The 25506-nt window shown below is 72.6% G+C and carries 23 protein-coding genes, 3 tRNA genes and 1 pseudogene; 12 read left to right on the forward strand and 15 right to left on the reverse strand.

Annotated features, from left to right (window positions below; all coding sequences use genetic code 11):
• Nucleotides 1-112 precede the first annotated feature (112 nt).
• Both ACFWFZ_RS30305 and ACFWFZ_RS30310 read right to left on the reverse strand, forming a co-directional pair.
• The gene (locus ACFWFZ_RS30305) at nucleotides 113-742 is read right to left on the reverse strand and encodes a class F sortase (protein WP_387126451.1); all 630 of its coding nucleotides are present in this window, start codon (nucleotides 740-742) and stop codon (nucleotides 113-115) included.
• Nucleotides 743-872: 130 nt separating this feature from the next.
• On the reverse strand, nucleotides 873-1415 hold the full coding sequence (locus tag ACFWFZ_RS30310; protein ID WP_387126453.1) for a hypothetical protein: 543 nt from the start codon (nucleotides 1413-1415) through the stop codon (nucleotides 873-875).
• A 326-nt stretch (nucleotides 1416-1741) separates the two neighbouring features.
• On the opposite strand from ACFWFZ_RS30310, the gene ACFWFZ_RS30315 reads away from it, so the two are divergent.
• Nucleotides 1742-2224 (forward strand): gamma-glutamylcyclotransferase family protein, encoded by a 483-nt coding sequence (locus ACFWFZ_RS30315; RefSeq protein WP_387126455.1) that lies wholly within the window; start codon nucleotides 1742-1744, stop codon nucleotides 2222-2224.
• A 34-nt stretch (nucleotides 2225-2258) separates the two neighbouring features.
• On the opposite strand, the gene dnaG is transcribed toward ACFWFZ_RS30315, so the two are convergent.
• The 4 genes from dnaG to ACFWFZ_RS30335 form a co-directional block, all read right to left on the reverse strand.
• Nucleotides 2259-4211: a DNA primase gene (gene dnaG, locus ACFWFZ_RS30320; protein WP_387126457.1), complete on the reverse strand. Its 1953-nt coding sequence runs from the start codon at nucleotides 4209-4211 to the stop codon at nucleotides 2259-2261.
• Between the two features lie 34 nt (nucleotides 4212-4245).
• Complete coding sequence (locus tag ACFWFZ_RS30325) at nucleotides 4246-5520, reverse strand: NAD(P)/FAD-dependent oxidoreductase (RefSeq protein ID WP_387126459.1); 1275 nt, start codon at nucleotides 5518-5520, stop codon at nucleotides 4246-4248.
• Nucleotides 5521-5613: 93 nt separating this feature from the next.
• The gene (locus tag ACFWFZ_RS30330; protein WP_387126461.1) at nucleotides 5614-6939 is read right to left on the reverse strand and encodes a deoxyguanosinetriphosphate triphosphohydrolase; all 1326 of its coding nucleotides are present in this window, start codon (nucleotides 6937-6939) and stop codon (nucleotides 5614-5616) included.
• Nucleotides 6940-6975: 36 nt separating this feature from the next.
• Nucleotides 6976-7698 (reverse strand): sirohydrochlorin chelatase, encoded by a 723-nt coding sequence (locus ACFWFZ_RS30335; RefSeq protein WP_387126463.1) that lies wholly within the window; start codon nucleotides 7696-7698, stop codon nucleotides 6976-6978.
• A gap of 497 nt (nucleotides 7699-8195) precedes the next feature.
• Here ACFWFZ_RS30335 and ACFWFZ_RS30340 point away from each other — a divergent pair, with 497 nt between their 5' ends.
• The 3 genes from ACFWFZ_RS30340 to ACFWFZ_RS30350 all read left to right on the forward strand — a co-directional run bounded on the left by ACFWFZ_RS30340 (nucleotide 8196) and on the right by ACFWFZ_RS30350 (nucleotide 11180).
• Nucleotides 8196-8810: a vancomycin high temperature exclusion protein gene (locus tag ACFWFZ_RS30340; protein WP_387126586.1), complete on the forward strand. Its 615-nt coding sequence runs from the start codon at nucleotides 8196-8198 to the stop codon at nucleotides 8808-8810.
• A 99-nt stretch (nucleotides 8811-8909) separates the two neighbouring features.
• Entirely contained in the window at nucleotides 8910-9059 is a 150-nt protein-coding gene (locus ACFWFZ_RS30345) for a hypothetical protein (protein WP_387126465.1), read from the forward strand.
• Nucleotides 9060-9104: 45 nt separating this feature from the next.
• The gene (locus tag ACFWFZ_RS30350; protein WP_387126467.1) at nucleotides 9105-11180 is read left to right on the forward strand and encodes a molybdopterin oxidoreductase family protein; all 2076 of its coding nucleotides are present in this window, start codon (nucleotides 9105-9107) and stop codon (nucleotides 11178-11180) included.
• 196 nt (nucleotides 11181-11376) lie between these two features.
• Here ACFWFZ_RS30350 and ACFWFZ_RS30355 read toward each other — a convergent pair whose 3' ends face one another.
• Genes ACFWFZ_RS30355 through ACFWFZ_RS30365 form a run of 3 tightly spaced genes read right to left on the reverse strand, consistent with a single transcriptional unit; the run spans nucleotide 11377 to nucleotide 13900 of the window.
• Nucleotides 11377-12357, reverse strand: a complete 981-nt coding sequence (locus ACFWFZ_RS30355) for a nucleotidyl transferase AbiEii/AbiGii toxin family protein (RefSeq protein ID WP_387126469.1) — start codon at nucleotides 12355-12357, stop codon at nucleotides 11377-11379.
• The gene (locus ACFWFZ_RS30360; RefSeq protein ID WP_387126472.1) at nucleotides 12354-13316 is read right to left on the reverse strand and encodes a nucleotidyl transferase AbiEii/AbiGii toxin family protein; all 963 of its coding nucleotides are present in this window, start codon (nucleotides 13314-13316) and stop codon (nucleotides 12354-12356) included. Before ACFWFZ_RS30360 ends, ACFWFZ_RS30355 begins: the two co-directional genes overlap by 4 nt.
• On the reverse strand, nucleotides 13313-13900 hold the full coding sequence (locus ACFWFZ_RS30365; protein ID WP_387126474.1) for a hypothetical protein: 588 nt from the start codon (nucleotides 13898-13900) through the stop codon (nucleotides 13313-13315). Before ACFWFZ_RS30365 ends, ACFWFZ_RS30360 begins: the two co-directional genes overlap by 4 nt.
• Nucleotides 13901-14087: 187 nt before the next feature.
• On the opposite strand from ACFWFZ_RS30365, the gene ACFWFZ_RS30370 reads away from it, so the two are divergent.
• A complete protein-coding gene (locus ACFWFZ_RS30370; RefSeq protein WP_387126588.1) occupies nucleotides 14088-15125 on the forward strand; it encodes an RNA polymerase sigma factor in 1038 nt (345 codons plus the stop codon).
• Between the two features lie 73 nt (nucleotides 15126-15198).
• On the opposite strand, the gene ACFWFZ_RS30375 is transcribed toward ACFWFZ_RS30370, so the two are convergent.
• The 4 genes from ACFWFZ_RS30375 to ACFWFZ_RS30390 all read right to left on the reverse strand — a co-directional run bounded on the left by ACFWFZ_RS30375 (nucleotide 15199) and on the right by ACFWFZ_RS30390 (nucleotide 20863).
• Nucleotides 15199-17121: an ABC transporter ATP-binding protein gene (locus tag ACFWFZ_RS30375; RefSeq protein ID WP_387126476.1), complete on the reverse strand. Its 1923-nt coding sequence runs from the start codon at nucleotides 17119-17121 to the stop codon at nucleotides 15199-15201.
• On the reverse strand, nucleotides 17118-18851 hold the full coding sequence (locus ACFWFZ_RS30380; protein WP_387126478.1) for an ABC transporter ATP-binding protein: 1734 nt from the start codon (nucleotides 18849-18851) through the stop codon (nucleotides 17118-17120). Before ACFWFZ_RS30380 ends, ACFWFZ_RS30375 begins: the two co-directional genes overlap by 4 nt.
• 161 nt (nucleotides 18852-19012) lie before the next feature.
• Nucleotides 19013-20461, reverse strand: coding sequence for an FGGY family carbohydrate kinase (locus tag ACFWFZ_RS30385; RefSeq protein WP_387126481.1), 1449 nt, complete (start codon nucleotides 20459-20461; stop codon nucleotides 19013-19015).
• Between the two features lie 96 nt (nucleotides 20462-20557).
• A complete protein-coding gene (locus ACFWFZ_RS30390; protein WP_387126484.1) occupies nucleotides 20558-20863 on the reverse strand; it encodes a YtxH domain-containing protein in 306 nt (101 codons plus the stop codon).
• A 145-nt stretch (nucleotides 20864-21008) separates the two neighbouring features.
• Between ACFWFZ_RS30390 and ACFWFZ_RS30395 the strand changes: the two genes are divergently transcribed.
• The 5 genes from ACFWFZ_RS30395 (at nucleotide 21009) to ACFWFZ_RS30415 (ending at nucleotide 21998) form a co-directional block, all read left to right on the forward strand.
• Nucleotides 21009-21081 (forward strand) — tRNA-Asn (locus ACFWFZ_RS30395).
• A gap of 5 nt (nucleotides 21082-21086) precedes the next feature.
• Nucleotides 21087-21159 (forward strand) — tRNA-Asn (locus ACFWFZ_RS30400).
• Nucleotides 21160-21349: 190 nt separating this feature from the next.
• Nucleotides 21350-21423, forward strand: a tRNA-Ile gene (locus tag ACFWFZ_RS30405).
• A gap of 96 nt (nucleotides 21424-21519) precedes the next feature.
• Nucleotides 21520-21774, forward strand: coding sequence for a hypothetical protein (locus tag ACFWFZ_RS30410; RefSeq protein ID WP_387126486.1), 255 nt, complete (start codon nucleotides 21520-21522; stop codon nucleotides 21772-21774).
• Nucleotides 21747-21998, forward strand: a complete 252-nt coding sequence (locus ACFWFZ_RS30415; protein WP_387126489.1) for a hypothetical protein — start codon at nucleotides 21747-21749, stop codon at nucleotides 21996-21998. Before ACFWFZ_RS30410 ends, ACFWFZ_RS30415 begins: the two co-directional genes overlap by 28 nt.
• Before the next feature lie 65 nt (nucleotides 21999-22063).
• Here ACFWFZ_RS30415 and ACFWFZ_RS30420 read toward each other — a convergent pair whose 3' ends face one another.
• Together ACFWFZ_RS30420 and ACFWFZ_RS30425 are read right to left on the reverse strand one after the other, a co-directional pair.
• A complete protein-coding gene (locus tag ACFWFZ_RS30420; protein WP_387126492.1) occupies nucleotides 22064-22759 on the reverse strand; it encodes a leucine-rich repeat domain-containing protein in 696 nt (231 codons plus the stop codon).
• Nucleotides 22760-23189: 430 nt separating this feature from the next.
• Nucleotides 23190-23710: pseudogene (locus ACFWFZ_RS30425) on the reverse strand (transcriptional regulator); the annotation flags it as partial.
• A gap of 254 nt (nucleotides 23711-23964) precedes the next feature.
• Between ACFWFZ_RS30425 and ACFWFZ_RS30430 the strand changes: the two are divergent.
• Nucleotides 23965-24225: a hypothetical protein gene (locus ACFWFZ_RS30430; protein ID WP_387126494.1), complete on the forward strand. Its 261-nt coding sequence runs from the start codon at nucleotides 23965-23967 to the stop codon at nucleotides 24223-24225.
• A 216-nt stretch (nucleotides 24226-24441) separates the two neighbouring features.
• Complete coding sequence (locus tag ACFWFZ_RS30435; RefSeq protein WP_387126496.1) at nucleotides 24442-25254, forward strand: DUF4397 domain-containing protein; 813 nt, start codon at nucleotides 24442-24444, stop codon at nucleotides 25252-25254.
• Nucleotides 25255-25506 lie beyond the last annotated feature (252 nt).

The following is a 25506-nucleotide window of genomic DNA, read 5'->3' on the forward strand; positions in this document are numbered from 1 at the left end:
CGGCGCACGAGCCGAATGCCCCAGTAGCTCCGCTACGAGGACATTCGTCCCGCACGCCGAGGGCACGCACCGAACGCCGCTCCTTGCTCCACGGGGCAACTCGATACAGACCCTAGTACGTCCCGGTGAGGTGGGCGAAGACGACCACGTTGCCGCGGTAGCCCGTACGCGGTGAGAAGCCGCCGCCGCAGGTGATCACCCGAAGCTCGGCGCGCGACGAAGGGCCGTACACGCGGGTGTCGGGGAAGGTCCTGGCGTCGTGGACCTCGACCGCGTGGACCGTGAACACCGCCGTGCGGCCGTCCGCGCGCGGGACCTCGATCGAGGCGCCGCGGCGCAGGGCGCCCAGGTGGTAGAAGACCGCCGGCCCGGCGGAGTCGTCCACGTGCCCGGCGATCACGGCGGTACCGGTGGCGCCCGGGGTGGTGCCCTCGCGGTACCAGCCGGCGAGGTCGCGCCGGTCGGGCGGGGGCACTTCGAGATGGCCGGCCCGGTCCAGCCCGAGCCCGATCAGCGGGGCGTCCACCCGGATGGAGGGGATCCGGATCCGGCCGGGCGGCGACCCGGGGAGCGGGGCGATGCCGGGGCCGATCACGCCGGCGGCGGTCAGGGCCTCGGCGGGGGAGGGGAGCGGAGGCCCGACCGGATCACGGGAACCGCTGGTCACGAGCCAGACGCCGATGCAGGCGGCGAGCGCGACGAGTCCCCCGTGGCGGGCGGTCGGGCGGAAGTCGCCGGCCATGCACACCCCCTCCGCCTCTCGTCCGAGGTGACTGGCCGTCGCCCGGCCCCGCGAACGGGGGGGACCTCGCGGGGCGAGCGACGGGGGACGGTACCGGTCGGACCGCGGCCGGAGCCGCGGTGGGCGTCCGTCAGCTCCGCGTGCCGCTCGCCCGGCGACGCAGGAGCCAGGTACCGCCGACGGCGGTCGCGGCCAGTACGGCCGCTCCCGCCGCGATCTTGGCGGGGTCGGTGGTGATGGTCGTGCCACCGCCCACCCCGGTGTTGACGTGGCCCTGCGGACCGCGTTCGGTGACCACCAGGTCGCCGGTGGCGAACTTGCCGTTCGCGCAGGTCGCACCGATGCCGTAGGTGCCGGGACGGGCGCCGCGGGCCACCTGGAACTGCCCCACGACCACCTCCTTGTGGGTGCCCGGGACCAGCTTGAACCGGCCGCCGCCGACCGTGGTGGCATCGCCGTCGGCGTGGCTGCCGGGGCCGCAGGCAGTGGTGTTCACGGTGACGGTGGCGCCGGGGGCGGCGGACTTCGGCCAGACCTCCAGCGCGGCGAAGTCCCCGGGCGCGAATCCCGCCATGGCGAGGTCCGCGGCGGCGACCGCGCCGGCGACCGGGCCGGCGAACGCGACGGCGGTCAGCGCGGTCGCGGTCAGCACGTGTGCGGTACGTCGGCGCATGGGACTCTCCCTGAAGGCACGGGGTCGTGTGTCCGAGGAAACCCGGCCCGCCCGCCGCCCGCCTGCTGATGTCCCGTCAGGTCCGCCCCGCTGCGCGCCGACAGGGAGCGTTCTCGCAGGTCGGAATGGGCGTGGGGCCATCCGGGCCGCCCGCGCCGTCCGGGTGACCGAGTGACCCGGACGGCCCCGGCCACGACCGCCGGGCGGTCGGGTGACGCGGTGGGTAGGGCGGCGTGTACGGCGGTGCGTACGGTGGTGGGGCGCGGCGGAAGCCGGGGCATACGGCCCGGCGGCGGAGCGCCGCGCCACAGCCGAGGGAGGGCTCCGTGACACCGGTCGAACGGCCGCAAGAGACGACCACCGCCGCGCTCCCGTTCTTCGTGTACGGGACCCTGCGCCCCGGCGAGGTCAACCACGACCTGTTCCTGCGCGGCCGCACCGCCTCCGAGGAGCCCGCCACCCTGCCGGACGCCGTCCTCTACGACGGACCGGGCTATCCGTACGCGGTCCACCGGCCGGGCGCGACGGTCGTCGGGGAGCTGGTCACCGCGCCGCCGGGCGGGTATCGGGCACTCCTGGCCGCGCTGGACCAGCTGGAGGAGTACGAGGGCCCCGGGCGGCCGGGGAACGTCTACGACCGGATCGCCCGCGAGGCCCTGCGGCCCGACGGCACCGCCGTGCGTGCATGGGTCTACCTGGCCTCTCCGCTGATCGCCCGCGACCTGCGGGAACGCGGCACCGAGATACCCGGGGGCGACTGGTTCAACCGCTCGGGCGAGCCGTCCCGGCACTCCTCGGGGTCCGGGTAGTGCCGTGACCGCAAAGGTTCGGCCACAGCACTGGCTAGAGCCCTTCCGCGCCGCGGTTGCGCAGGCGCTGGCCGTACTGCTGGAGGACCCAGAGCTCCTCCTGGACCGCCGCCAGTTGCTCCGGCGGGGCCTGCGCGCCCAGCCGGGACAGCGTGCCCTGGATCTCGTGGACCCGGCGGTCGACCGCGCGCAGCCGCACCTGGACCAGCTGGACCCCGGCGTAGACCTCGTCGACCGTCTTCGCGTGGATGGCCTCGACCGCCAGTTCGGTGACGAGGGCGCGCACGGTGTCGTTCGGGGCGGCCTCGCGCACCCGCGCCAGGTAGTCGTCGGTGCCGAGCGCGGCGCCGCCCGCGTCCAGGATCGCCTGGCGCACGGCGGCGTAGGGCGGGGCGGTGAACTCGTCCATCCCGTACGCGTCGAAGGCCGGGGAGACCAGCGCGGGCCGCTGGAGGGCCAGCTTCAGCAGCTCGCGCTCGGTGCGGTGGGCGGGGCTGCGCAGGTTCAGCGCGGGGCCGCCGGCCGGCTGGGCGGCGGGCGCCTCCGCGGCCTCGTAGGAGGGTCGGCCCCGGTGCGGACCACCGCGTTGCGGACCGCCCCGCTGAGGGCCGCCGTGCTGCCCGCCCTGCGGTCCGCCGCCCTGGCCGCGCTCGCGCGCCCACCGGGCGAGCTGCGCGACCCGCTTGACCACGAACTGCTCGTCGCGGATGCCGAGCATGCCGGCCAGCTGGACCGCGGACTCGTGCTGGATGGCGATGTTCTTGATGTTGGCGACGACCGGAGCCGCCTCGTCCAGAGCGGCGGCCCGGCCGGCCGGATTCTCCAGGTTGTGCCGGGCGACGATGTGGCGCAGCGCGAACTCGAACAGCGGAGTGCGGGATTCCACCAGGGAGGCCACCGCCGCGTCCCCCTGCGCGAGGCGCAGGTCGCAGGGGTCCATCCCGCCCGGGGTGATCGCGATCGAGGTCTCGGCCGCGAACTTCTGGTCGTCCTCGAAGGCGCGCAGGGCGGCCTTCTGGCCCGCCGCGTCGCCGTCGAAGGTGAAGATCACCTCGGCGGTGGCGTTGTCCATCAGCAGGCGGCGCAGGATCTTGATGTGGTCGCCGCCGAAGGCGGTGCCACAGGTCGCGATGGCGGTGGTGACGCCGGCCATGTGGCAGGCCATCACGTCCGTGTAGCCCTCGACCACCACGGCCCGGGAGGTCTTCGCGATCTCCTTCTTCGCCAGGTCGATGCCGTAGAGGACCTGGGACTTCTTGTAGATCGCCGTCTCGGGGGTGTTCAGGTACTTCGGCCCGTTGTCGTCGTCGCGCAGCTTGCGCGCGCCGAAGCCGACCACTTCGCCGCTGATGTCGCGGATCGGCCACATGAGCCGGCCGCGGAAGCGGTCGATCGGCTTGCCGCTGCGGCTGTCCTGGGCGAGCCCGGAGGTGATCAGTTCCTTGTCGGTGAAGCCCTTGCCGCGCAGGAAGCGCGTCAGGTGGTCCCATCCGGCAGGGCTGTACCCCACGCCGAAGTGGGCTGCCGCGGCCTGGTCGAAGCCGCGTTCCGCCAGGAACTTGCGGCCGATCTCGGCCTCGGGGCCGTCCAGCTGGTCGACGTAGAACAGGGCGGCCGCCCTGTGCGCCTCGACCAGCCGGATGCGCTCACCGCGGCCGCTGGTGCCGGCGGTGTAGCCGCCCTCCTCGTACCGCAGGGTGATCCCGGCCAGGCCGGCCAGGCGCTCGACCGCCTCGGAGAAGGAGAGGTGGTCGATCTTCATGACGAAGTCGAGGGTGTCCCCGCCCGCCTGGCAGCCGAAGCAGTGGTAGAGGCCCTTGCTGGGGCTGACCTGGAAGGAAGGGGACTTCTCGTCGTGGAAGGGGCACAGGCCCTTGAGGTTGCCGCCGCCGGCGTTGCGCAGCTGGAGGTAGTCGGAGACCACGGCGTCGATCGGGACCGCGTCCCGTACCGCCTTCACGTCGTCGTCGTTGATCCGTCCTGCCACGCGTGAAGTCTACGGCCGGGCGCGGACAAACCCGTCAGGCCCCCTCCGCCGGAACCAGCGAGGCAAGCGGAACGGACGGGTCCGCGAGTGCGTCGCGATCCACGGGCGCCTTGGACCTGATCAGGGCCTGGATGTGCTCGGTGACGTCCCACACGTTCACGTTCATTCCGGCGAGGACCCGACCCTCCGACAGCCAGAAGGCGATGAACTCCCGCTTGGCGGCGTCACCGCGGATCAGCACCTGGTCGTAGCCGCCGGGCGGGGCGTATCCGGAGTACTCCAGGCCCACGTCGTACTGGTCCGAGAAGAAGTACGGCACCCGGTCGTAGCTGACCGGCTGCCCCAGCATCGCCCGGGCGGCGGCCGGGCCGCCGTTCAGCGCGTTGGCCCAGTGCTCGACCCGCAGCCGGGTCCCGAGCGCCGGGTGGTGGGCGGCCGCCACGTCGCCGACCGCGTAGACGTCCGGGTCGGACGTGCACAGCGAGGCGTCCACGGCGATGCCGCCGCCGTGCTCCCGGTCGACCAGGGCCAGCCCAGAGGTCTCGGCGAGCGCCGTCCGCGGGGCCGCCCCGATCGCGGCGAGCACCGCGTGCGCGGGGTGCTCCTCCCCGTCGTCCGTACGGGCCGCCAGCACCATGCCGTCCTGGCCCACGATCTCGGTCAGCCGGGCCCCGAAGTGGAAGCGCACCCCGTGATCGGCGTGCAGGTCGCCGAAGAGCCGGCCGATCTCGGGACCGAGCACGGCGTGCAGCGCGGTGGCCTCCGGCTCGACGACGGTCACCTCGGCGCCGTACCCGCGGGCCGCCGCGGCGACCTCCAGCCCGATCCACCCGGCGCCCGCGATCAGCAGGTGGCCGTTGTCCCGGCCGAGGCCCGCCAGGACGTGTCGCAGCCGCTCGGCGTGAGCGAGCCGGCGCAGGTGGTGCACCCCGGCCAGCCCGGTGCCGGGGATGTCCAGGCGGCGCGGCTCGGCGCCGGTGGCCAGCAGCAGCTTGTCGTAGTGCACGACCGTGCCGTCCCCGAGGACCACCCGCTTGGCTTCCCGGTCGAGGTGCACGGCCGGCTGGCCGAGGTGCAGCTCGATGTCGGAGGCCGCGTACCAGGACGGCTCGTGGACGAAGACGCTCTCGCGCTCCTCCTTGCCCGTCAGGTAGCCCTTGGACAGCGGCGGCCGCTCGTAGGGATGGTCACGCTCGTCGCCGATCAGGATCACCCGCCCCGTGAACCCCTCCGACCTCAGCGTTTCGGCCGCCTTCGCCCCGGCGAGCCCCGCGCCGACGATGACGAACGTCCGGTGTGCGTCGACCACCTGATGCCTCCTCATAACCTCTACGCCACATGCGACCACATGCGAGCGTCCCGCACTGAGCCTGCCGCGTGAAGGGGGAGTGGCTCGATCAGCTCACCCTTCGGCGCGTCGGGTGCGCCGGGTGAGGCGTGCGTGCAGGGAACGGGCGGAAGCGTCGGTGAGACACGCGATCTGATCGACCACCGCCCGCTTCCTGGCCCGGTCGTCCGCGGCCGCGTCGAAGATGGCGCGGAACTGCGGGTCCAGGCCCTCGGGGGCGCGGGCGCTGAGCGCCTCGGCCAGTTCGGCCAGGACGATGCGCTGGTCGGCGCGGATGCGCTCCTGCTCGTCGCGCTGCATGACGTACAGGTCGGCGACCGCCTTGAGCACCGCGCACTCGTAGCGCGCCTCGCGCGGCACCACCAGTTCGGCTCCGTACCGGGTGAGGCGGCCCGAGCCGTACGCCTCCCGGGTGGCTCCTTCCGCGGCCAGGCAGAAACGGCCGATCAGCTGGCTCGTGGCGTCCTTCAGGCGGGCCTGGGCGACGGCGGAACCGTCGTACCCGTGCGGCCACCACTCCTGCTCCATCAAACGGTCCAGCGCGGCGCGCAGTTCCTCGGGGGAGGTGCCGGCGGGGACGTACCGGCCGATGGCGACCTGCCAGATCGCGGCCCGCTCGGGCTCGGCGAACAGCAGGTTGGGGTCGAGGTGCCCGGCGTGCAGGCCGTCCTCGAAGTCGTGGACGGAGTAGGCGACGTCGTCCGCCCAGTCCATGACCTGGGCCTCGAAGCACTTGCGGTCGGCGGGCGCGCCGAGCCGCAGCCACTCGAAGACGGGCAGGTCGTCCTCGTACGCCCCGAACTTGACCGAGTCGGGGTCGGTCGGGTGGCCGCCGCGGGCCCACGGGTACTTGGTGGCGGCGTCCAGGCAGGCCCGGGTGAGGTTGAGGCCGACGCTGACCGGCCGCCCGCTCGCAGGGTCGGGCACGAACCGCTTGGGCTCCAGCCGTGTCAGCAGGCGCAGCGACTGGGCGTTGCCCTCGAAGCCGCCGCAGTCCTTGGCGAACTCGTTCAGCGCCTCCTCGCCGTTGTGGCCGAAGGGCGGGTGGCCCATGTCGTGCGAGAGGCAGGCGGCCTCGACGAGGTCGGGGTCGCAGCCGAGCGCGGCGCCGAGCTCCCGGCCCACCTGGGCGCACTCCAGCGAGTGGGTCAGACGCGTACGGGGACTGGCGTCCCAGTCGTACGAGCGGGTGCCGGGGGTGACCACCTGGGTCTTCCCGGCGAGGCGGCGCAGCGCGGCGGAGTGCAGCACGCGGGCGCGGTCGCGCTGGAAGGCGGTGCGCCCGGGCCGTTTGTCGGGCTCTGCGGCGAAGCGCTCGGTGTCGGCCGGGTCGTAGGGCGAGTAGAGGTCGTCTGCGGGGGCGTGCGCGGTGCCTTCCATGACAAGACGGTAACCGCAACGACTGACAAACCGGGATCAGGCGGAGACGAGTTCCGGCAGGGGGCGGGCGGCGGGACGGCCCAGGGCCTCGTCGTAGCGGCGCAGCAACAGCCGGGCCATGGCCGGGTGGTCGCCCAGCGGGGCGGCCGCGAGGGCGGGCGAGGCCGCGGCGGTCTGGGTGGCGAACCGGCCGGGAGCGGCGAAGTACGAGGCCACCGCGATCCGGTGGTGGCCTCGGGCGGCGAGGGTCCGGACGGCCTCGGGGGCGCCCGGCGCGGCGGCCGAGGCGTAGGCGGGCACCACCGGGACGCCGCCGAGGCGCCGGGAGAGCAGCGCGGCGGTGCCGCGGGTGTCGGCGGCCGAGTCGGGGTCGCGGGAGCCGGCGGCGGCGAGGACCACGGCGGTCCCCGCGGTCCAGCCGGCCTCCACGAGCCGCTCGTACAGGGCCTCGACGAGCAGCGGGTGGGGGCCCAGCGGGGCGGCCACGCGGATGTCCAGGTGGGTGGCCCGGGCGGCGGCCCCGGGGAGGTCGCGCTTGACGTGGTGGCCGCGGCCGAGCAGCAGCGGGACGAGCACGGCCGCGCCGGACGTGGCGCGCAGGGTGTCGTCGAGCAGCGGCTCGTTCAGCTCGATGTGGCCGAGCCGGACGTCGAGGCGCGGGCGGAGCTCGCGGACTCGTTCGAGGAGGGCGAGGGCGGTGCGCAGGGCGTGCGGGTCGCGGCTGCCGTGGGCCACGGCGACGAGGGTGGGCTGCTGCATGGGCGGTCTCCGAGGGGGCGGGTGCGGGGCGGTCGCAGTCCGCGGAGCTGCGTGCCGAGTTGGGCGGTGATCCGGGTCAGCAGCTCGGCCGCGCTGCCGAACGGGAGGGAGAGGCTGTCGGGAGGGTGCACCGGCTCCGTCATGAACCGATCCTGCGGGTGGGACGTTGCGGGTGCGTTGCGGCGGGGTGACGGGTGTTTGCGGGGTGCTCACTCGGTCGTTCGTACGAGTGAAAGGGGGCGGTGGCGGAACTCCGGGCCAGGTGGTGATCGTCAATGTGTGCGAACGGTGTGTGGTGCGGGCGGTGTGCGGGAGGGGCGGTCATGGAGATCAAGGGCGGGGCGAGGGTCGCGGTGGCGAGTGTCCGGGCGGCGACGAGGGTGAGAGCGGGGGCGCGGGCGCTGGTGGGAGCGGTGGCGGACCGGCGGCTGCGGGGGCCGGGATGGCCGCGGCGGCTGAAGGGGGTCCCGGGTAGGCGGTTGGCGGTGCAGGCCGTCATGGCGGGCTGTGTGCTGGCGCTGCTCCCGTCGGCGTGGACGCACGCGTCGGCCGCCGACCGGCTGCGGACGACGGCCGACGCGCCCGCCGCCGACGTGGCGGTGGTGTTCGGGGCCGGCCTGTGGCGGGGGCGGCCTACCCCCTATCTCGCCGACCGGCTCGACGCCGCCGCCGAGCTGTACCGCACCGGCAAGGTCAAGGTCGTCCTGGTCACGGGGGACAACAGCCGCCGGGAGTACGACGAGCCCGACGCGATGCGCACCTACCTGACCGGGAAGGGCGTCCCGGACGGGCGGATCGTCAGCGACTACGCGGGCTTCGACACCTGGGACTCCTGCGTGCGGGCCAAGGAGATCTTCGGGGTCGACCGGGCCGTGCTGGTCACCCAGGGCTTCCACATACGCAGGGCCGTCGCCCTGTGCGAGGCTGCGGGCCTGGACTCGTACGGCGTCGGGGTGGCCGACGTGCACGACTCCACCTGGTACTACGGGCAGGCGCGCGAGTTCTTCGCCTCGGGCAAGGCGGCCGTGGACGCGGCCTTCAAGCCCGCCCCGCGCTTCCTGGGGCCGAAGGAGCAGGGGGTGTCGCGGGCCCTGGCGGCTCCGGCGCAGTGACGCACCGCAGACGGTACGGCGCTCCCGCCCGTCGTACCCGCCGCCCGCCCCGCACCATCAACATGCCACCGACGGGGGCGCCGCGCTACGGTCCGCCCTGTGCGACAGGACGACCACACCACCGCGCCCCTGCTGCGCGAGGTACTCCCCGGGCTGCGACCGGCCCTCGACGCCGCCCTCAGCGCCGCCCTCGACGCGGCCTCACCGGGAGCGGTGGGCCGCGCTGAGGTGGAGCACCCCGAGCCGTAACGCGGGGCGGCGGCCCGTGTAACACCGGCGGCGCACGCTGGGGCCATGAGCACCTCCGCCACCGCCACCGCCACGCACTGCCCCTACTGCGCGCTGCAGTGCGGGATGAACCTGCGCCCCGAGCCCGGCGGCGCGGGTGTGACGGTGGAGGAGCGCGCCGACTTCCCGGTCAACCGGGGAGCACTGTGCGGCAAGGGCCGCACCGCCCCTGCCGTGCTCTCCTCCCGGGTGCGCCTGACCGAGCCGCTCGTCCGCACCCACGCAGGGCGGCTCGAACCGGCCACCTGGGAGGAGGCCCTCGACGCCGTCGCCGCGGGCCTCTCCCGCACGGCCCGCGCGCACGGACCGGACGCGGTCGGCGTCTTCGGCGGCGGCGGGCTCACCAACGAGAAGGCGTACGCGCTCGGCAAGTTCGCCCGCGTCGCCCTGCGCACCTCGCAGATCGACTACAACGGCCGCTTCTGCATGTCCTCGGCCGCCGCCGCGCACCAGAAGGCCTTCGGGCTCGACCGCGGCCTGCCCTTCCCGCTGGAGGACATCCCCCGCACCGGCTGCGTGATCCTCGTCGGCTCGAACCTGGCCGAGACCATGCCGCCCGCCCTGCGCTACCTCACCGAGCTCAAGGCCAACGGCGGCACCCTGATCGTCATCGACCCCCGCCGCACGCGCACCGCGGAACAGGCCGACCTGCACCTGGCCCCGCGCCCCGGCACCGACCTCGCCCTCGCCCTGGGCCTCCTGCACCTCGTGGTCGCCGACGGCCGCACCGACGAGGAGTTCATCGCCGCCCGCACCACCGGCTGGGAGGAGGCCCGTGCCGCCGCCATGGCCCACTGGCCCGAGCTGGTGGAACGGATCACCGGCGTCCCGGTCCCGGCCCTGCGCGAGGCCGTCGGTCTCTTCTGCGCCCCTGAGTCCGCGATGGTGCTGACCGCCCGCGGCCCGGAGCAGCAGTCCAAGGGCACCGACACCGTCGGCGCCTGGATCAACCTGTGCCTGGCCACCGGCCGGGCCGGCCGCCCGCTGTCCGGCTACGGCTGCCTCACCGGCCAGGGCAACGGCCAGGGCGGACGCGAGCACGGGCAGAAGGCCGACCAGCTCCCCGGCTACCGCAAGCTGACCGACCCGGCCGCGCGGGCGCACGTCGCCGAGGTCTGGGGCGTCGACCCCGACAGCCTCCCCGGGCCCGGCCGCAGCGCCTACGAACTCCTCGACGCCCTCGGCACCGACGTGAAGTCCCTCCTGCTGATGGGCTCCAACCCGGTGGTCTCGGCCCCCCGCGCCGCACACATCGAGGACCGGATCCGCTCACTGGACTTCCTCGCCGTGGCCGACGTCGTGCTCTCCGAGACGGCCGCCCTCGCGGACGTCGTCCTCCCCGTCACCCAGTGGGCGGAGGAGACCGGCACCACCACCAACCTGGAGGGCCGCGTCCTGCTGCGCCGCCGCGCCCTGACCCCGCCCCCCGGGGTCCGCAGCGACCTGGACGTCCTGCACGGGCTCGCCGCCCGCCTCGGCGTCGAGAAGGGCTTCCCCACCGCCCCCGAGGAGGTCTTCGACGAGCTGCGCCGCGCCTCGGCCGGCGGCCCGGCGGACTACTCGGGCATCACCTACGACCGCATCGAGTCCGAACAGGGCGTCTTCTGGCCCTGCCCCGAAGGCTCGGCCGGCACCGAGCGCCTCTTCCTGGACCGCTTCGCCACGGACGACGGCCGGGCCCGGTTCGTCCCCGTCGCCCACCGCGACGCCGCCGAGGTCCCCGACGCGGAGTACCCGCTGCTGCTCACCACCGGCCGCGTGGTCGCCCAGTACCAGTCCGGCGCCCAGACCCGCCGGGTGGACGAGCTCAACGAGGCCGCCCCCGGCCCCTTCGTGGAACTGCACCCCCGCCTGGCCGCCCGCATAGGCGCGGTCGACGGCAGCCCGCTGGCCGTCACCTCCCGCCGCGGCCGCGCCGTGGCCCCGGCCCGCATCACGGACGCCATCCGCGCGGACACGGTCTTCATGCCCTTCCACTGGCCGGGCGAGGGCCGCGCCAACACCCTGACCAACCCGGCCCTCGACCCCACCTCCCGCATGCCGGAGTTCAAGGTCTGCGCGGTCCGCGTCGAGCCGGCCTAGGTCCTGTCTGGAGTTCCGGCGCGGGAGAAGGAGCGGCGTCTGGTGCCGTCGGATCCAAGGCGGAGGAGGGAGTCGACGCGGAGCGTCGGCGACTGACGACAACGCGGGAAGCGGCGGTGCCGGACGCCGCAACGCCGCGGGGGAACTCCAGACAGACCCTAGTGCTGTGACCCGGTGAACCTTGGCGGTCACAGCATCAGGAGACGTCCTCGAAGGTCGGGCGCAGGGCCTCCACCAGACGGGCCAGGAAGACCCCCTCCCCGGGGGCGGCCAGCTGCGGGTACTCCGCCTCGAAGTGCCCCCACTCGGCGCCCACGTAGCCCTCGGGGGCGATGTGCACGATGTCGAGGAGCTCCACGTCCCGGTTCGGTTGCGGGGCCTCGCCCGCCTGCCGGAACACCTCCTGGAGCAGGGCGTTCGGCAGCCGGTGCCGTTCGGCCAGCAGGACCGCGTCGTACAGGTCCTTGCCCTGCGGGTGCCGGTCGCTGATGAGCCACAGCACCTTCCAGGCCAGCGACAGCGCCGGCGACGCCGCGAGGACCACCGCCCCGCAGGCCAGTTCGGCCGGCTCCGGCGGGACCGGCAGCCGCTCGTTGAAGACGAAGTCCAGCTGGACCTGCCCGTCCGGCAGGCCGGGCACGGACCACGGCAGCACCATGCGCCGCCCCGGCACCCGGTCGTACGTCCAGATGTCCTCCGACACCGCCCCCGAAGCCTCGACCCCGGCCCGGCCGTCGGCCGCCGCCGCGATGCCGTCCAGCATCCGGCCGGTCCGGCCTTCCTCCATCCGCCAGGTCTCGGGAACCACCACGAAGTCCAGGTCGCCGGGCTCCCTGGCCTCCTGCCCGAACCAATCGGCGAGCAGCACGCTGCCCCGCAGCACCAGCGAGCCCGCCCACGCGGACTCCGAGACCGCCAGCAGGACCGCGTCCATCGCCGCCCGCCGCGCCCGCACCCAGGCGGCGGTCCGCTCCGGGTCGTCGAAGACCGGGTCGCCGGCCCGGTAGCCCTGGAAGTTGTGCCGCAGCGACGGGTCGAAGACCGCCCGCTGCCGTAGGTCGTCCCCGACGACCGGACGCAGCGTCCGCGGCAGGTGCCGGGCCGTCCGCGTCTCCTCGTCCAGGGGCTCGCTCGGCACGTGCGTGCTGTCGATGCCGAACTCCCGCCACGAGCTCATCGCGCACCCTCCCCGAAGGTCTTCTCCAACAGCGCCAGCATCCGGTCCTCGTACCGACGCCCGGAACAGTCGACGCCGGGGTACTCCTGGGCGAAGCCCGTCCAGTCGGTCCCGTCGAACCGCTCGAACGTGTCCGGGGTCGGCGGCACATGGCCGCCGCCCCCGACCGCCCACTCCCCGGACAGCCGGAACACCTCCTCCAGCAGCCGATACGGCAGTACGCAGTCCTCCGCCAACAGGACCGCGTCGTACAGGTCCTTGCCCTGCGGGTACATGTCCCCGGCCAGCCACATCAGCTTCCAGGCCAGGGAGAGCTCCCGCGTCGCCGCGGGCAGCACCACCCCGGCCACCTCGGCCGGCTCCGGGGCCACCGGCAGCGGCTCGTTGAAGACGAAGTCCAGCTGGACCTGGCCGCCCGGCAGCCCCGGCGCGGACCAGGGCAGGACCAGCCGCCGGCCCGGCATGCGTTCGTACGTCCAGATGTCCTCGGACACCGCCTCGCAGGCCTGAACCACCAGCCCGCCCTCCTCGGCGGCGACCCGCTCGGCCGCCTCCGCGACGGCCGCCAGCAGCAGTTCCGTACGCGGCTCGTCGATGCCCCAGACCTGCGGGACCACCACGAAGTCCAGGTCGTGCGGCTCCCGCGCCGCCGCCCCGAACCACCCCGCCAGGAGCATGCTGCCGCGCAGCACCAGCGAGTCCGCCCAGCCCGACCGGGCGACCCCGCGCGCGACCACGTCGAGCGCCGCCCGCCGGGCCGCCCGCCAGGCGGGCAGCAGCCCGGCGTCCACAGCGGAGTCGGAGATCCGGTAGCCGTCCCTGAAGTGCTTGAGCGCCGGGTCGAAGACCAGCCCTCCGGCCGCCACGGCACCCATCCCGGCCGTGGAGGTGCCCGGCAGCTCGTACGTGCGCGCCCGCCGGAAGCCGCCGACCGCGTTTCGCGCGTTCGTCCCGCTCATGCCGTCTCCTCCTGCTCGATCCAGCCGTCGTCCACCGACAGGTCACTGTCGTACAGCACGAACTCCCGCTCCCCCGAGCCCATTTCGTACCCGGCCGAGCCGAGCTCCCGGACGAGCGCGTCGAACGCCGCACCCGCGCCGGCCGCTCCCGTGGCGCCGCGCCACCGCTGCGTCACGAACCGCGTGTGCCAGCCCCCGCCGCCTACCCGGCGCGCGTTCCACGACAGGTGCGCCCCGTGCGGGACCACCAGGGCCTCCAGCGCCGGGCGGTCGAAGTCCGCGGGCAGCAGCACCGGGAGGTGGTGCTCGAAGTAGCCGCCGCCCGGCCCCGGGAGGTCCGTGGTCCAGGGGACCGTCTCCACCTTGACCCGCACCGGATCGAAGCCGTCCGCCCGCAGTTGCGGCACCAGCCGCTCGTGGCCCGTGCGGTCCCGCAGGGTCAGCATCGGCTGCGACACCATCCGCCCCCGCGCCAGCTGGATGTGGGTCACCTTCAACTCCCGCGCGGCGGCCCAGGCGTCGAGCCGCGCCAGCTCCGCCGCGTCCGCGCAGCGCACCGTCACGTGGGTTTCGTACTCATGCATGGAGTCGATCATCTCGGACATGTGTCCGATCCGCATCGGGGTTCCGGACGGGGGGTAACCATCGGTCACGCAGCGGACTCAGAAAGTGCTCGCACGCCCCTCGTGGCAGCGATGTGTCATACCCCACACTGAATGCGGTGCCCCCGTCCTCGGAGCCCTGGAGGTCGCCCCCGTGCAGACCCGGACCCTGACCGTGAACGCGAGCGAGTCCTCGGAGGCCAAAGCCGTGGACGAAGAGCCCGAGGTACTGGAGCTGATCGAGCCGGTGCCCGTGCAGCGCAGGCGGGACAGCGGCGAGAACGGGGGCGGAGCGGGACCCTCCGCCGACCTGTTCCGCCAGTACCTCCGCGAGATAGGCAGGATCCCGCTGCTCACCGCCGCGGAGGAGGTGGATCTGGCACGGCGCGTCGAAGCCGGGCTGTTCGCCGAGGAGAAGCTCGGCACCACCCCCGACCTCGACTCCCAGCTCGCCGTCGACCTCGACCGGCTCGTCGTCATGGGACGCATGGCCAAACGCCGTCTCATCGAGTCGAACCTGCGCCTCGTCGTCTCCGTCGCGAAGCGGTACGTGGGCCGCGGGCTCACCATGCTCGACCTGGTGCAGGAAGGGAACCTCGGGCTGATCCGGGCCGTTGAGAAGTTCGACTACGCACGCGGGTACAAGTTCTCCACCTACGCCACCTGGTGGATCCGGCAGGCGATGTCCCGGGCACTCGCCGACCAGGCCCGGACCATCCGCGTGCCCGTCCACGTCGTCGAGCTGATCAACCGCGTCGTGCGCGTCCAGCGCCGCATGCTCCAGGAACGCGGCTACGAGCCCACCGCCGAAGAGGTCGCCGTCCACCTGGAGCTGACCCCCGAGCGCGTCCTGGAAGTGCTGCGCCTCGCCCAGGAGCCGGTCTCGCTGCACGCCCCCGTCGGCGAGGAGGACGACGTCGCGCTCGGCGACCTCATCGAGGACGGGGACGCCGCCTCCCCCGTGGAGTCGGCCGCCTTCTTCCTGCTGCGCGAGCACCTGGAAGCGGTCCTGTCGACCCTCGGCGAACGCGAGCGCAAGGTCGTGCAGTTGCGGTACGGCCTCGCGGACGGACGCCCGCGCACCCTGGAGGATATCGGCCGGATCTTCGGCGTGACGCGCGAGCGGATCCGCCAGATCGAGTCCAAGACCCTCAACAAGCTGCGCGACCACGCCTTCGCCGACCAGCTGCGCGGATACCTCGACTGAAGCGGGCACCGCCGCCAGCGGCAAGGGGCGCCCCGAAGGACGCCCCACCCGCAACCGGCGGACCGGTCCGGTCTCAGTCGACCTCGGCGACCGCCTGGGCGAACTGCGCCGCGTACAGCCGCGCGTAGGCGCCGCCCGAGGCCAGCAGCTCCTCGTGCGTGCCCTGCTCCACGATCGAGCCGCTCTCCATCACCAGGATCAGGTCGGCGTCGCGGATGGTGGAGAGCCGGTGCGCGATCACGAAGGACGTACGGCCGTGCGCGAGCCGCGCCATCGCCTTCTGGATCAGCACCTCGGTACGGGTGTCCACCGAGCTCGTCGCCTCGTCGAGGACCAGGATCACCGGGTCCGACAGGAATGCCCGGGCGATGGTGATCAGCTGCTTCTCGCCCGCGCTGACGCCCGCGCCCTCGTCGTCCAGCACGGTGTCGTAGCCGTCCGGCAGGGTCCGGATGAACCGGTCCGCGTGCGCCGCCCGCGCCGCCTCCTCGATCTCGGCGCGCGTGACCTCTCGCGAGGCACCGTAGGCGATGTTCTGCGCGATGGTGCCGCCGAACAGCCAGGTGTCCTGGAGCACCATGCCGATGCCGCCGCGCAGCTCCTCGCGGGTCATCTTGGCGATGTCCACGCCGTCCAGGGCGATCTCCCCGCCCGTGACCTCGTAGAACCGCATCAGCAGGTTCACCAGGGTCGTCTTGCCGGCACCCGTCGGGCCGACGATCGCGACCGTGTGGCCCGGCTCCACCGAGAGCGACAGGTTCTCGATGAGCGGCCGGTCCGGCTCGTAGCGGAAGGCCACCTTGTCGAAGGTGACCTGGCCGCGCAGCTCCTGCGGACGCTCCGGCACGTCGGCGTCGCGCTCCTGCTCCGGAGCGTCCAGCAGCTCGTAGACCCGCTCCGCCGAGGCGACACCGGACTGCACGAGGTTCGCCATCGACGCGACCTGGGTCAGCGGCATCGAGAACTGCCGCGAGTACTGGATGAAGGCCTGCACGTCACCGATCGACAGGGTGCCGGAGGCGACCCGCAGCCCGCCGACCACCGCGATCAGCACGTAGTTGATGTTCGAGATGAAGAACATCACCGGCTGCATGATGCCGCTGACCAGCTGCGCCTTGAACGAGGCCCGGTACAGCGCCTCGTTCTGCTCGGCGAAGACCGCCGCGGACTCCTTCTGCCGGCCGAAGACCTTGACCAGGTTGTGCCCCGAGTACATCTCCTCGATGTGCGCGTTGAGCGTGCCGGTCGTCTTCCACTGCTCCACGAACTGCGGCTGCGACTTCTTGCCGATCTTCGCGGCGACGTAGACCGAGACCGGTACGGTCCCCACCGCGACCAGCGCCAGCAGCGGCGAGATCCAGAACATCATCGCCAGCACGCCGACGATCGTCAGGAGCGAGTTCAGCAGCTGACCCATCGTCTGCTGCAGCGTCTGGCCGATGTTGTCTATGTCGTTGGTGGCCCGGCTCAGCACCTCGCCGCGCTTCTGCTGGTCGAAGTACGACAGCGGCAGCCGCGACAGCTTCGCCTGGAGCTCCTCGCGCATCCGGTACAGGGTGCCGTTCATGACGTGGTTCGACAGCCGGGTCGCGACCAGCATCAGCAGGCCGGCCAGGGTGAAGACCACCAGCGCCCAGATCGCCACGATGCCGACCGCGCCGAAGTCGATGCCCTGTCCCGGGGTGAAGTCGGTGCCCGACAGCATGTCCGCCACGCCCTCGTCACCGCGGGCGCGCATCCCCTCCAGCGCCTGCTGCTTGGTCACACCGGCCGGCATCTCCCGGCCGACGATCCCCGCGAAGACCAGGTCGGTCGCCTCGCCGAGGATCTTCGGGCCGACGACGGCGCAGGCCACACTGCCGACCACGGCGAGGACCATGCCCCACAGCTTGGCCCGGTCCTGCGCGAGCTGGGCCAGCAGCCGCTTGCCCGATCCCTTGAAGTCCAGGGACCGCTGGACCGGCCCCGTCATCATCCGTCCTCCGGGCCCGCTCATGCGGCCTCCGCCTCCGTCAGCTGGGAGAGCACGATCTCCCGGTAGGTCTCGTTGCCGGCCATCAGCTCGTGGTGGCGTCCCTCGCCCACGACCTGGCCCTCGTCGAGGACGATGATCCGGTCGGCGTCGCGGATCGTGGCGACCCGCTGGGCGACGATGACCACGGTCGCGTCCTCGGTCTCGCGGGCGAGCGCCGCGCGCAGCGCCGCGTCCGTCGCGTAGTCCAGGGCCGAGAAGGAGTCGTCGAAGAGGTAGATCTCCGGGCGCTGGACAAGGGTGCGGGCGATGGCCAGACGCTGGCGCTGGCCGCCGGAGACGTTCGTCCCGCCCTGGGTGACGGGGGCCTCAAGGCCGCCCTCCAGCGCCGAGACGAACTCCTTGGCCTGGGCGACCTCCAGGGCCTGCCACAGCTCTTCGTCGCTGGCGTCCGGGCGCCCGTAGCGCAGATTGGAGGCGATGGTGCCGGAGAACAGGTAGGGCTTCTGCGGCACCATGCCGACCGTCTTCGCCAGCAGTTCGGGGTCGAGCCGGCGTACGTCCTCGCCGTCGACCAGCACCTCGCCGCCGGTCGCGTCGAACAGCCGCGGGACCAGGCCCAGCAGCGTGGACTTCCCGCTGCCGGTGGAGCCGATCACCGCCGTGGTCTCGCCGGGGCGGGCCACCAGGTCCACGCCGCGCAGGACGGGGGCCTCGGCGCCCGGGTAGCCGAAGTCGGCGCCGCGCAGCTCCAGGAGCCCGCGGCGGGTGAGTTCGCGCACCGGGTCGGCGGGCGGGACGACGCTGGACTCGGTGTCCAGCACCTCCTGGATGCGCTCCGCGCAGACCTCGGCGCGCGGCACCATCATGAACATGAAGGTGGCCATCATCACGGACATGACGATCTGCATCAGATAGGCGAGGAAGGCCGTGAGTTGGCCGATCTCCATACCGCCGCTGTCGACGCGCATCGCGCCGAACCAGATGACGGCGACGCTGGAGATGTTCACGACCACGATCACGGTCGGGAACATCAGCGCCAGCAGCTTGCCCGAGGCCAGCGACACGCCGGTGAGGTCGGCGTTGGCCTCCCGGAAGCGGTCCTTCTCGTAGTCGTCGCGGACGAAGGCGCGGATCACGCGGTTGCCGGTGATCTGCTCGCGCAGCACCCGGTTGACGGTGTCCAGGCGGTCCTGCATCTGGCGGAACAGCGGCCGCGTCCTGTAGACGATGGCGCCGACGGAGATCCCGAGTACGGGGACCACGGCCAGCAGGACGCCCGACAGCTGCACGTCCAGCGAGAGCGCCATCGCGATGCCGCCGACGCACATGATCGGGGCCGACACCATCAGGGTGAAGGTCATCAGCACCAGCATCTGGACCTGCTGGACGTCGTTCGTCGTACGGGTGATCAGGGACGGGGCGCCGAACTGGCCGAGCTCCCGGGCGGAGAAGCTCTGCACCCGGTCGAAGACGGCGCCGCGGACGTCGCGTCCGACGGCCGCGGCCGTGCGGGCGCCGTAGTAGACGGCTCCGACGTTGCAGACGAGCTGGATGAGCGACACGCCGAGCATCAGCGCGCCGAAGCGCAGGATGTAGCCGGTGTCGCCGTTGACGACACCGTTGTCGATGATGTCGGCGTTCAGGGTGGGCAGGTAGAGGCTGGCGCTGGTCTGCAGCAGTTGCAGCAGGACCAGCGCCGCGATGGGTTTGCGGTACGGGCCCAGGTGGGTCCGCAGAAGTCGTATGAGCACGCGCAGGCTCCGGTCGGCACGATCGAGGGGGGTTCAACCCATCTTCGGCCAATCGGCCCTGTGATCCCCACCGGATTTCGCAAAGGCCGGTCAAAAGGACCAGCCCCGCCACGCGGGTGCTACGACCCCCGCGGCAGGGCTGGAAGCGGCCTCGGTACCGCTCAGAACGCCCCGGGGTGGATCTGCTCCCGCGTCGCGAGGTACTGCTGGCGGACGCCCTGCCAGGCCGCGAACTCCTCGCCCGGCTCGAAGACCTGCGCCGCGGGGGCGGGCCAGACGGGCGGGGTGTGCGGCGCCAGAGTGCCCTGTGCGACACCGAGGGCCCAGGCCGCCTGGCGGGCCGCGCCCAGCGCCGCGTAGTCGGCCGGCGCCGGTACGACGATCTGCGTGCCGAACAGCCCGGGGGCCGCCGCCTGCACGGCGGGCAGCTCGGCGGCCGCGCCCAGCAGGAACACCCGGCGGATCTCGACCCCGCGCGAGCGCAGCACGTCGAGGGCGTCCACCAGGCCGCACAGCATGCCCTCGAAGGCCGCCCGGGCCAGGTGCTCCGGTTTCATCGAGTCCCGGCGCAGACCGCTGAGGGTTCCGGCGGCATGCGGCAGGTTCGGCGTCCGCTCACCCTCCAGGTACGGCAGCAGTACGAGGCCGTGCGCGCCCGGCGTCGACTTCAGCGCGAGCTCGGACAGCCCCTCCAGGTCGGTGCCGAGCAGCTCGGCGGTGCCGCGCAGGGCCCGTACGGCGTTGGAGGTGTTCACCACGGGCAGGTGCATGCCGGTGGCGTCGGCCAGGGAGGTGATCAGCCCGCCCGGCTCCGACAGCGCCTCGTGGTGCACCGCCATCACCGAACCGGAGGCGCCGAGGGAGACCACCGCGTCGCCGGGTCCCAGCCCCAGGCCGAGCGCCGCGGCCATCGTCTCGCCGGTGCCGGCGGATATCAGCAGGCCCTCGGGCGTGGTCCCGGCCGCGTCGGACGGGCCGAGCACCTCGGGCAGCAGCGCCCGGTGCCCGAGCGCCAGCTCGACGAGGTCGGGCCGCCAGGCTCCGGCGGCCGCCGACCAGTAACCGGTTCCGGAGGCGCCGCCGCGGTCGGTGGTCCGCCGGGCCGGGCGGCCCAGCAGCTGCCAGACCAGCCAGTCGTGCGGGGACATCAGCACGGCCACCCGGCGGGCCGCCTCGGGCTCGGTGCGGGCCAGCCAGGCCAGCTTCGCGACCGGCTGCGCGGAGTGCGGGACCGAGCCCACCGCCTCGGCCCAGGCGTGCCGCCCACCGAGGGCTTCGGTGAGGTCGGCGGCCGCGACCTGGCCGCGCTTGTCGTTTCCGACGAGGGCCGGGCGCACCAGGGTGCCCTGCGGGTCCAGCGCAAGCAGGCCGTGCTGCTGCGCGGAGACCCCGATGGCCTGGACCCCCTCCAGGATCCCGCCGCCGGCGGCCTCGCCCAGGGAGAGCAGCCAGGCCTGCGGATCGGTCTCGTGGGGGTTGGCGCCGTCGGGTTCCCCCACGGGCTGCGGATGGGGTGCGTACCCCTGGCGCAGCACGGCGCCGGTCTCGGTGTCACAGACGACGATGCGTGTGAAGGCGGAAGAGCTGTCCAGCCCGGCGACTATCCCCATGCGGAGAATTCTGCCGCACGCGGGGCCGGTCTCGACCGTCCCGGAGCCCCTGAAACCTCATGGGTCCCAGGGGCTCCGGGTGCGGCCTGTGACGGGTCAGGTGTTGCTGGTGCCCCAGTCGTCTGCGGGGGCCTGGCCGTCGGCCCGGCCGCGCAGTGCGCGCACCCGGTCGGCGAGCGAGCCCGGTACGGCGTCGCCGACCTTCTCGCTCACCACAGCGAAGGCCTTCCCGGCGTACTCCCGCCCGGTGTGGCCCGCGGTCTCGGCGGCGTTGCGCACCGCGGGATTCTGCGCGACCTGCCGGGCGGACTTCTTCAGCTTCTCGTAGCGCTCGCGTCCGGCCCGCGTTCCGAGCACGTACCCGAGAGCCAGTCCGACCACGAACGTGACCTTGTACCGCATGCCTGTCACCCTTCGTCGTGTGGTGCCCGGCCTGCTGTCGATACCGATTGGCGGAGCACCCCCCTGCTTGCGCTAATCTATGTCTCGCAACGGGCGCTCGCCCCCCGGCAAGGCCGGAGGTGGGCTGTTCGATGCACCGCAGCAATCCCCTGTAGCTCAATTGGCAGAGCAGCCGGCTGTTAACCGGCAGGTTACTGGTTCGAGTCCAGTCGGGGGAGCGCAGTCCCCTGTAGCTCAATTGGCAGAGCATTCGGCTGTTAACCGGAGGGTTGCTGGTTCGAGTCCAGCCGGGGGAGCAAGGCAGAGAGAAGAGGGCCCTACGGGGTCCTCTTTTCTCTTTGTCGGTCTTATCGGGAACCGGGCAGCCCTCAGCGCGGTCTCTCTGGACAGGCGGAGCCGATCATGCGAGGCATCCGAAGCAGGAGATCGTATGAGCGGCTATGCTGCGGCAGACGGCGCGCACACGTGTACGCGCCACGCCGTGAAGGGGCGGTAGCTCAGCCGGTTAGAGCAGCGGACTCATAATCCGTCGGCCGTGGGTTCGAGTCCCACCCGCCCCACTGCGAGCCGCAGGTGCAGAAACGATCGCACCTGCGGCTTCGGCGTGTCCGGGGGCTGTTGTCGAACCCGGCGGCGAGCATCAGCGGCGCCTGCCCGTGTCTCAGGTCGTACAGCCGCACCCGTCGCAGTCGCCGGCGCTCCCCGGCGGGCAGGTGCGCGTCGTCCTCGAACCGGACGGCGTCGATCGAGCCACCGAACAGCTTGGAGACGTGATCCGCGCGCAGGGCGTCGCCGTCGTCATGGGCGAACACGAGCCCATGGGCACTCTGGCGGAGCCTGACACGGTCGAGGTGACCGTGATCGAGGCGGCGGCGCTCATGGAGTGCTCGCCGCGCTGGATTGGTCCCTGATCGAAGCCGGGCGCCTGCCCACCCGGCGGGCCGGCGAGCGCCTGTGGCTCGTCAACCGCGCAGCCCTCGACCACTACCGCCAAGGAGGAACCGCCCCCGGCCAGCGGGAAACCGTCGCCGGTCTGCGGCGCCAGGTCGATGGCTCAGCCGACGGCGGCCACGGTCTGCGCAGCGCCATCGCTGCCCGCTTTGCCGACCAAGAAGCGGCACAGCTCGATGCGTAGCCGACGGAGTGCGCCCTACAGCACAGCCCCGCCAACCAGCGGGGCTGTGCTCGTAAGGGAGAACGTCAGGCCCAGTCGGCCGACGGCTGGGCCACGTCCCATCCGCCGATGTGAGGCTGGGGAGCGTGCTTGGCGGCGCCGGGAGGCAGAGCGCCGAGGCAGGCGGTCGAGCAGGCGTTGACGAGGAGCGGCAGGACGTCGGTGGCGACCACGAGCGAGATCCACCGCTGGTGAAGCTCTGATCCTTCCACCGGCCCGTCACAGACGCTGCACGTGCTGATAGCTGTCGTGCCCCACCGCTTCGGGTCCAGCGCGGCGAGGTGGCCGCCGGCTTGAGGCTCGCCTGTCGTCCGCAGCCGGGGGAAGGTCGGGCGGAGCTTGAAGTTGCCGAACAGCGAGCGGGTGCTGACCGTGCTCCGCACCAGCTTCGAGCAGCGGGTGATCTCGTACGGGAACCAGTGCAGCCGGTGGGAGGTGTACGGGCTGAACTCCTCCAGGCTGGTCATGGCGCCGATCTCCGGGGGAATCCGCACCAGGTTGCTGCCATAGAGCCTCAGATGCTTGACCGCGGTCAGCCGGCCGATGCTGGCGGGCAGGGTGATGACATCGCGCCGCTCTTGCGGGCTGAGCTCGACGAGCGGGTTGAATTCCTCCCGGCCGTCCGCGACCGCCTCTTCGACGAGCCCGAGAAGACGCAGCCAACCCGCCGAAGACGTGTCCTGCTGCTCGCCGTGAAACCCGACCCGGGCACGCGGGTGCACCCTGTACTGATCGAAGCAGGTGCACCGTTCCCGGTGGATGGGCTGACCATCCGGCCCGGTTCCTTCGGACCATCGGTTCGCGAACAGGCGGGGCTCGGGGGGTGGGGCATCCATACGGTCAAGATAGGAACCCGGCAGGACGATCGCACTGGGTTTCGGTACTAAGCGCTGTGCGCATCCTGTCTGCTGCGATGCCTGGACCATGCTCGGGCGGCAGCGATCAGCGGGGCACGGTGCGGTGCCGGGTCGGCAGAGGCGCGGCTCTCCCAAACCAGGCGGGCACCGCTCGGGCAAGGCTTCGGCTTGCTCCGCGGTGTGGCCGGCGTGAAAGCGAGGGATGGCGAACGCTGTGTCAGCCCACGCCGGGCCGGGGCAGGCAAGGGCCCAGTCCAGTACGCGGATTCCGTTTGCAGTGGCCAGCATGTTCACAATCGGCGGTCGCCCACATGTCCCAGACGCGCATCCAGTCGGCGAGGGCGGGCATGAGGGGGTCGGCGGAGAGCCGAGCGGCCCATGCGGCGCGCTCGGCCGCCATGGCGACGAGTTCGGGGTGCCCGAGGGCGTGCGCGGCGGTGTGGGCGAACTTGCACGCCACGGCGTAGATCGCGAACGCTTCCTCGCGCTCATGGCCGTTCGCGGCCTCGGCCAGGGCGCGGGCCTCGCGCAGGCGGTCGGGGAGAGTGGCGAGGATCGCCGTGTTGGCCGCGGCATGCAGTCGGGTCATGTCCCCCCCAACAGCTCACCGGACGCGCGCGGGGTGCCGTCGAAGATCGGCGCGAGGCCGTAGCGGCGCAACTCACGCAGGATGGATGCCGCCGAGACCTGCCACTGATTCTCGGCGGGACTGCTCGCGTACGGCCGGCCGATCAGGTCGTTGGGATGCACGTGCAACTCGGCGGCGACGAGGTTCAACAACCCGACCCGATCGAGCTCGATCAGGCCGCGTTCCATCCAACAGCCTGTTCAAGGCCGAGCTGATCCGCAACCAGCGAACTCGGCGCATCTCTCTCCCGCAGAAGCGAGCTTCACCTGCTGAACCACCGGCGCCGCCGGAACCCGCCTGCAGAGCGAAGTGGCGGGAGGGTGCCGGGTGTGGTGCGCTTGCATGGTGGGGTCGCCCGCCGGTACGCCCAGGGAGAGGCTTGCGGCTGAGGATTCCGGTACCCGCACCCCTTGTCCACGTCCTATGCGCGAGGAGCGTGCGCATGCTTGTCAAGAGACTGCACGACATCGGAATGACCAGCGAACATGCTTACACCGCCGGCTTCGCCTCGATCGGTCTGTCGGTCGCGTCCTGGGTGGTGTCGATGAAGGCGGAATCCCGTGGGGTCGAGCGGGCTGACCGGTGGGGCATCTTCGTCGGGGAATGGGCACCGACCTTCTTCGCCCTGGGACTGGCCCTGGCCAACCACGAGCGCGACGAGATCTTCACCCCCACGAAGGTCGGCGAAGACACAAGCGTCTGACCCTGTCGGGCCTCTGTGCGTGCCTGGCCTGCCGTCCCCCATGAGGTGTGGCCACCGAGCATGAGGACCCGGGCAGGCACGCGGCCGGACCGCGGTTCCTCGAAGCCGACAGCGCAGATCCCGGCAGACGCGGTATCCGAGATCTACCGACAGGGCCTGCAGCGAGCAGACCTGTGGTGGAGGGAGCACAAGATGAGGAAATCCCGTACGAGCGTCATGATCGCCGCCTGTCTCGGAGCCGGGGCTCTGAGCCTTGGTTCGGCCGTTCCTGCCGGCGCGGCACAGGCCGAAGACACGGCGACGGTCTCCGTCTTTCACGCAGTTCCCGGTCTGACGGTAGACGTCTACGCGAACGGCGACGAACTCCTGCCGGACTTCAAGCCCGGCACTCTCACCGACCCGCAAGAGCTGCCGGCGGGCTCTTACGACCTGAAGGTCTTCGAGGCCGGTGCCGACCCCAAGACGGCAGCCCCCGCGATCCAGAAGACGGTCGAGGTACCCGCCGGAGCCAACGCCACTGTCGTGGCCCACCTTTCGGCCGACGGCAAGCCTCAGCTCAACGCCTTCGTCAACGACACCTCTGCTGTCGCAGCGGGCAAGTCGCGACTGACGGTCCGGCACGTTGCCGCCGCCCCAGCCGTGGACGTCCGCGCCAACGGCACGGCGGTGTTCAAGGGACTGGTGAACCCGAAGGAGGACACCACCGAGGTCGACGCAGGCACAGTCTCCGCCGACGTGGTCCTTGCCGGTACCGACACCGTTGCCATCGGCCCCGCTGAACTGAACCTCAAGGAAGGCGCGAACAACGTCGTCTATGCCTGGGGCAGCGCCGACGAGAAGAACCTGGCCCTGAAGGTCCAGACGGTCAGTGGCATGCACTCGTCGCCCAGTGGAGTCGACGCCGGCGGAAACGGTGCGATGGCCTCGGGTAACTCCTCCAACGTGTGGATGGCCTGGGCAGCGGGCGCAGGGGTGCTCACCCTGGCCGGGGCACTCTCCGTAAGGTCCCGGGTACGGCAGGATGTCTGACCGCCCACAACAGCGTGCGAAGTGGCGCACGGTAGCGGCAGGCTCGGCCTGGTCTGCTGTCGCCGCCGGCTCGGCCGCGGCCGCAGTCACCGCCTTGCTCTTGTTCCCCTCCGGTGATCCGGGACCGTCGGGGGGCGGCGGGGCGGGGGGGGGGGGGGGGGCGCGGGGGGGGGGGCGGGGGGCCGCGGGGGGGGGGGGGGGGCCGCCCCCCCGCCCGGACGGCGGCGCCCGCCCACGCGGCGCCCCCCCCCA

Source organism: Streptomyces sp. NPDC060232 (genome assembly GCF_042726555.1).
GTDB lineage: Bacteria > Actinomycetota > Actinomycetes > Streptomycetales > Streptomycetaceae > Streptomyces.

What these genes read in the sequence shown, in the direction of transcription:
- ACFWFZ_RS30355 (WP_387126469.1), bottom strand. Translation starts at nt 12,357, where the DNA reads ATGAGCTCGTGGCGGGAGTTCGGCATCGACAGCACGCACGTGCCGAGC.
- ACFWFZ_RS30310 (WP_387126453.1), bottom strand. Translation starts at nt 1,415, where the DNA reads ATGCGCCGACGTACCGCACACGTGCTGACCGCGACCGCGCTGACCGCC.
- ACFWFZ_RS30385 (WP_387126481.1), bottom strand. Translation starts at nt 20,461, where the DNA reads ATGGGGATAGTCGCCGGGCTGGACAGCTCTTCCGCCTTCACACGCATC.
- ACFWFZ_RS30330 (WP_387126461.1), bottom strand. Translation starts at nt 6,939, where the DNA reads ATGGAAGGCACCGCGCACGCCCCCGCAGACGACCTCTACTCGCCCTAC.
- ACFWFZ_RS30360 (WP_387126472.1), bottom strand. Translation starts at nt 13,316, where the DNA reads ATGAGCGGGACGAACGCGCGAAACGCGGTCGGCGGCTTCCGGCGGGCG.
- ACFWFZ_RS30305 (WP_387126451.1), bottom strand. Translation starts at nt 742, where the DNA reads ATGGCCGGCGACTTCCGCCCGACCGCCCGCCACGGGGGACTCGTCGCG.
- ACFWFZ_RS30335 (WP_387126463.1), bottom strand. Translation starts at nt 7,698, where the DNA reads ATGCAGCAGCCCACCCTCGTCGCCGTGGCCCACGGCAGCCGCGACCCG.
- ACFWFZ_RS30365 (WP_387126474.1), bottom strand. Translation starts at nt 13,900, where the DNA reads ATGCATGAGTACGAAACCCACGTGACGGTGCGCTGCGCGGACGCGGCG.
- ACFWFZ_RS30340 (WP_387126586.1), top strand. Translation starts at nt 8,196, where the DNA reads ATGGCGGGCTGTGTGCTGGCGCTGCTCCCGTCGGCGTGGACGCACGCG.
- ACFWFZ_RS30435 (WP_387126496.1), top strand. Translation starts at nt 24,442, where the DNA reads ATGATCGCCGCCTGTCTCGGAGCCGGGGCTCTGAGCCTTGGTTCGGCC.
- ACFWFZ_RS30375 (WP_387126476.1), bottom strand. Translation starts at nt 17,121, where the DNA reads ATGAGCGGGCCCGGAGGACGGATGATGACGGGGCCGGTCCAGCGGTCC.
- ACFWFZ_RS30430 (WP_387126494.1), top strand. Translation starts at nt 23,965, where the DNA reads ATGCTTGTCAAGAGACTGCACGACATCGGAATGACCAGCGAACATGCT.
- ACFWFZ_RS30390 (WP_387126484.1), bottom strand. Translation starts at nt 20,863, where the DNA reads ATGCGGTACAAGGTCACGTTCGTGGTCGGACTGGCTCTCGGGTACGTG.
- ACFWFZ_RS30350 (WP_387126467.1), top strand. Translation starts at nt 9,105, where the DNA reads ATGAGCACCTCCGCCACCGCCACCGCCACGCACTGCCCCTACTGCGCG.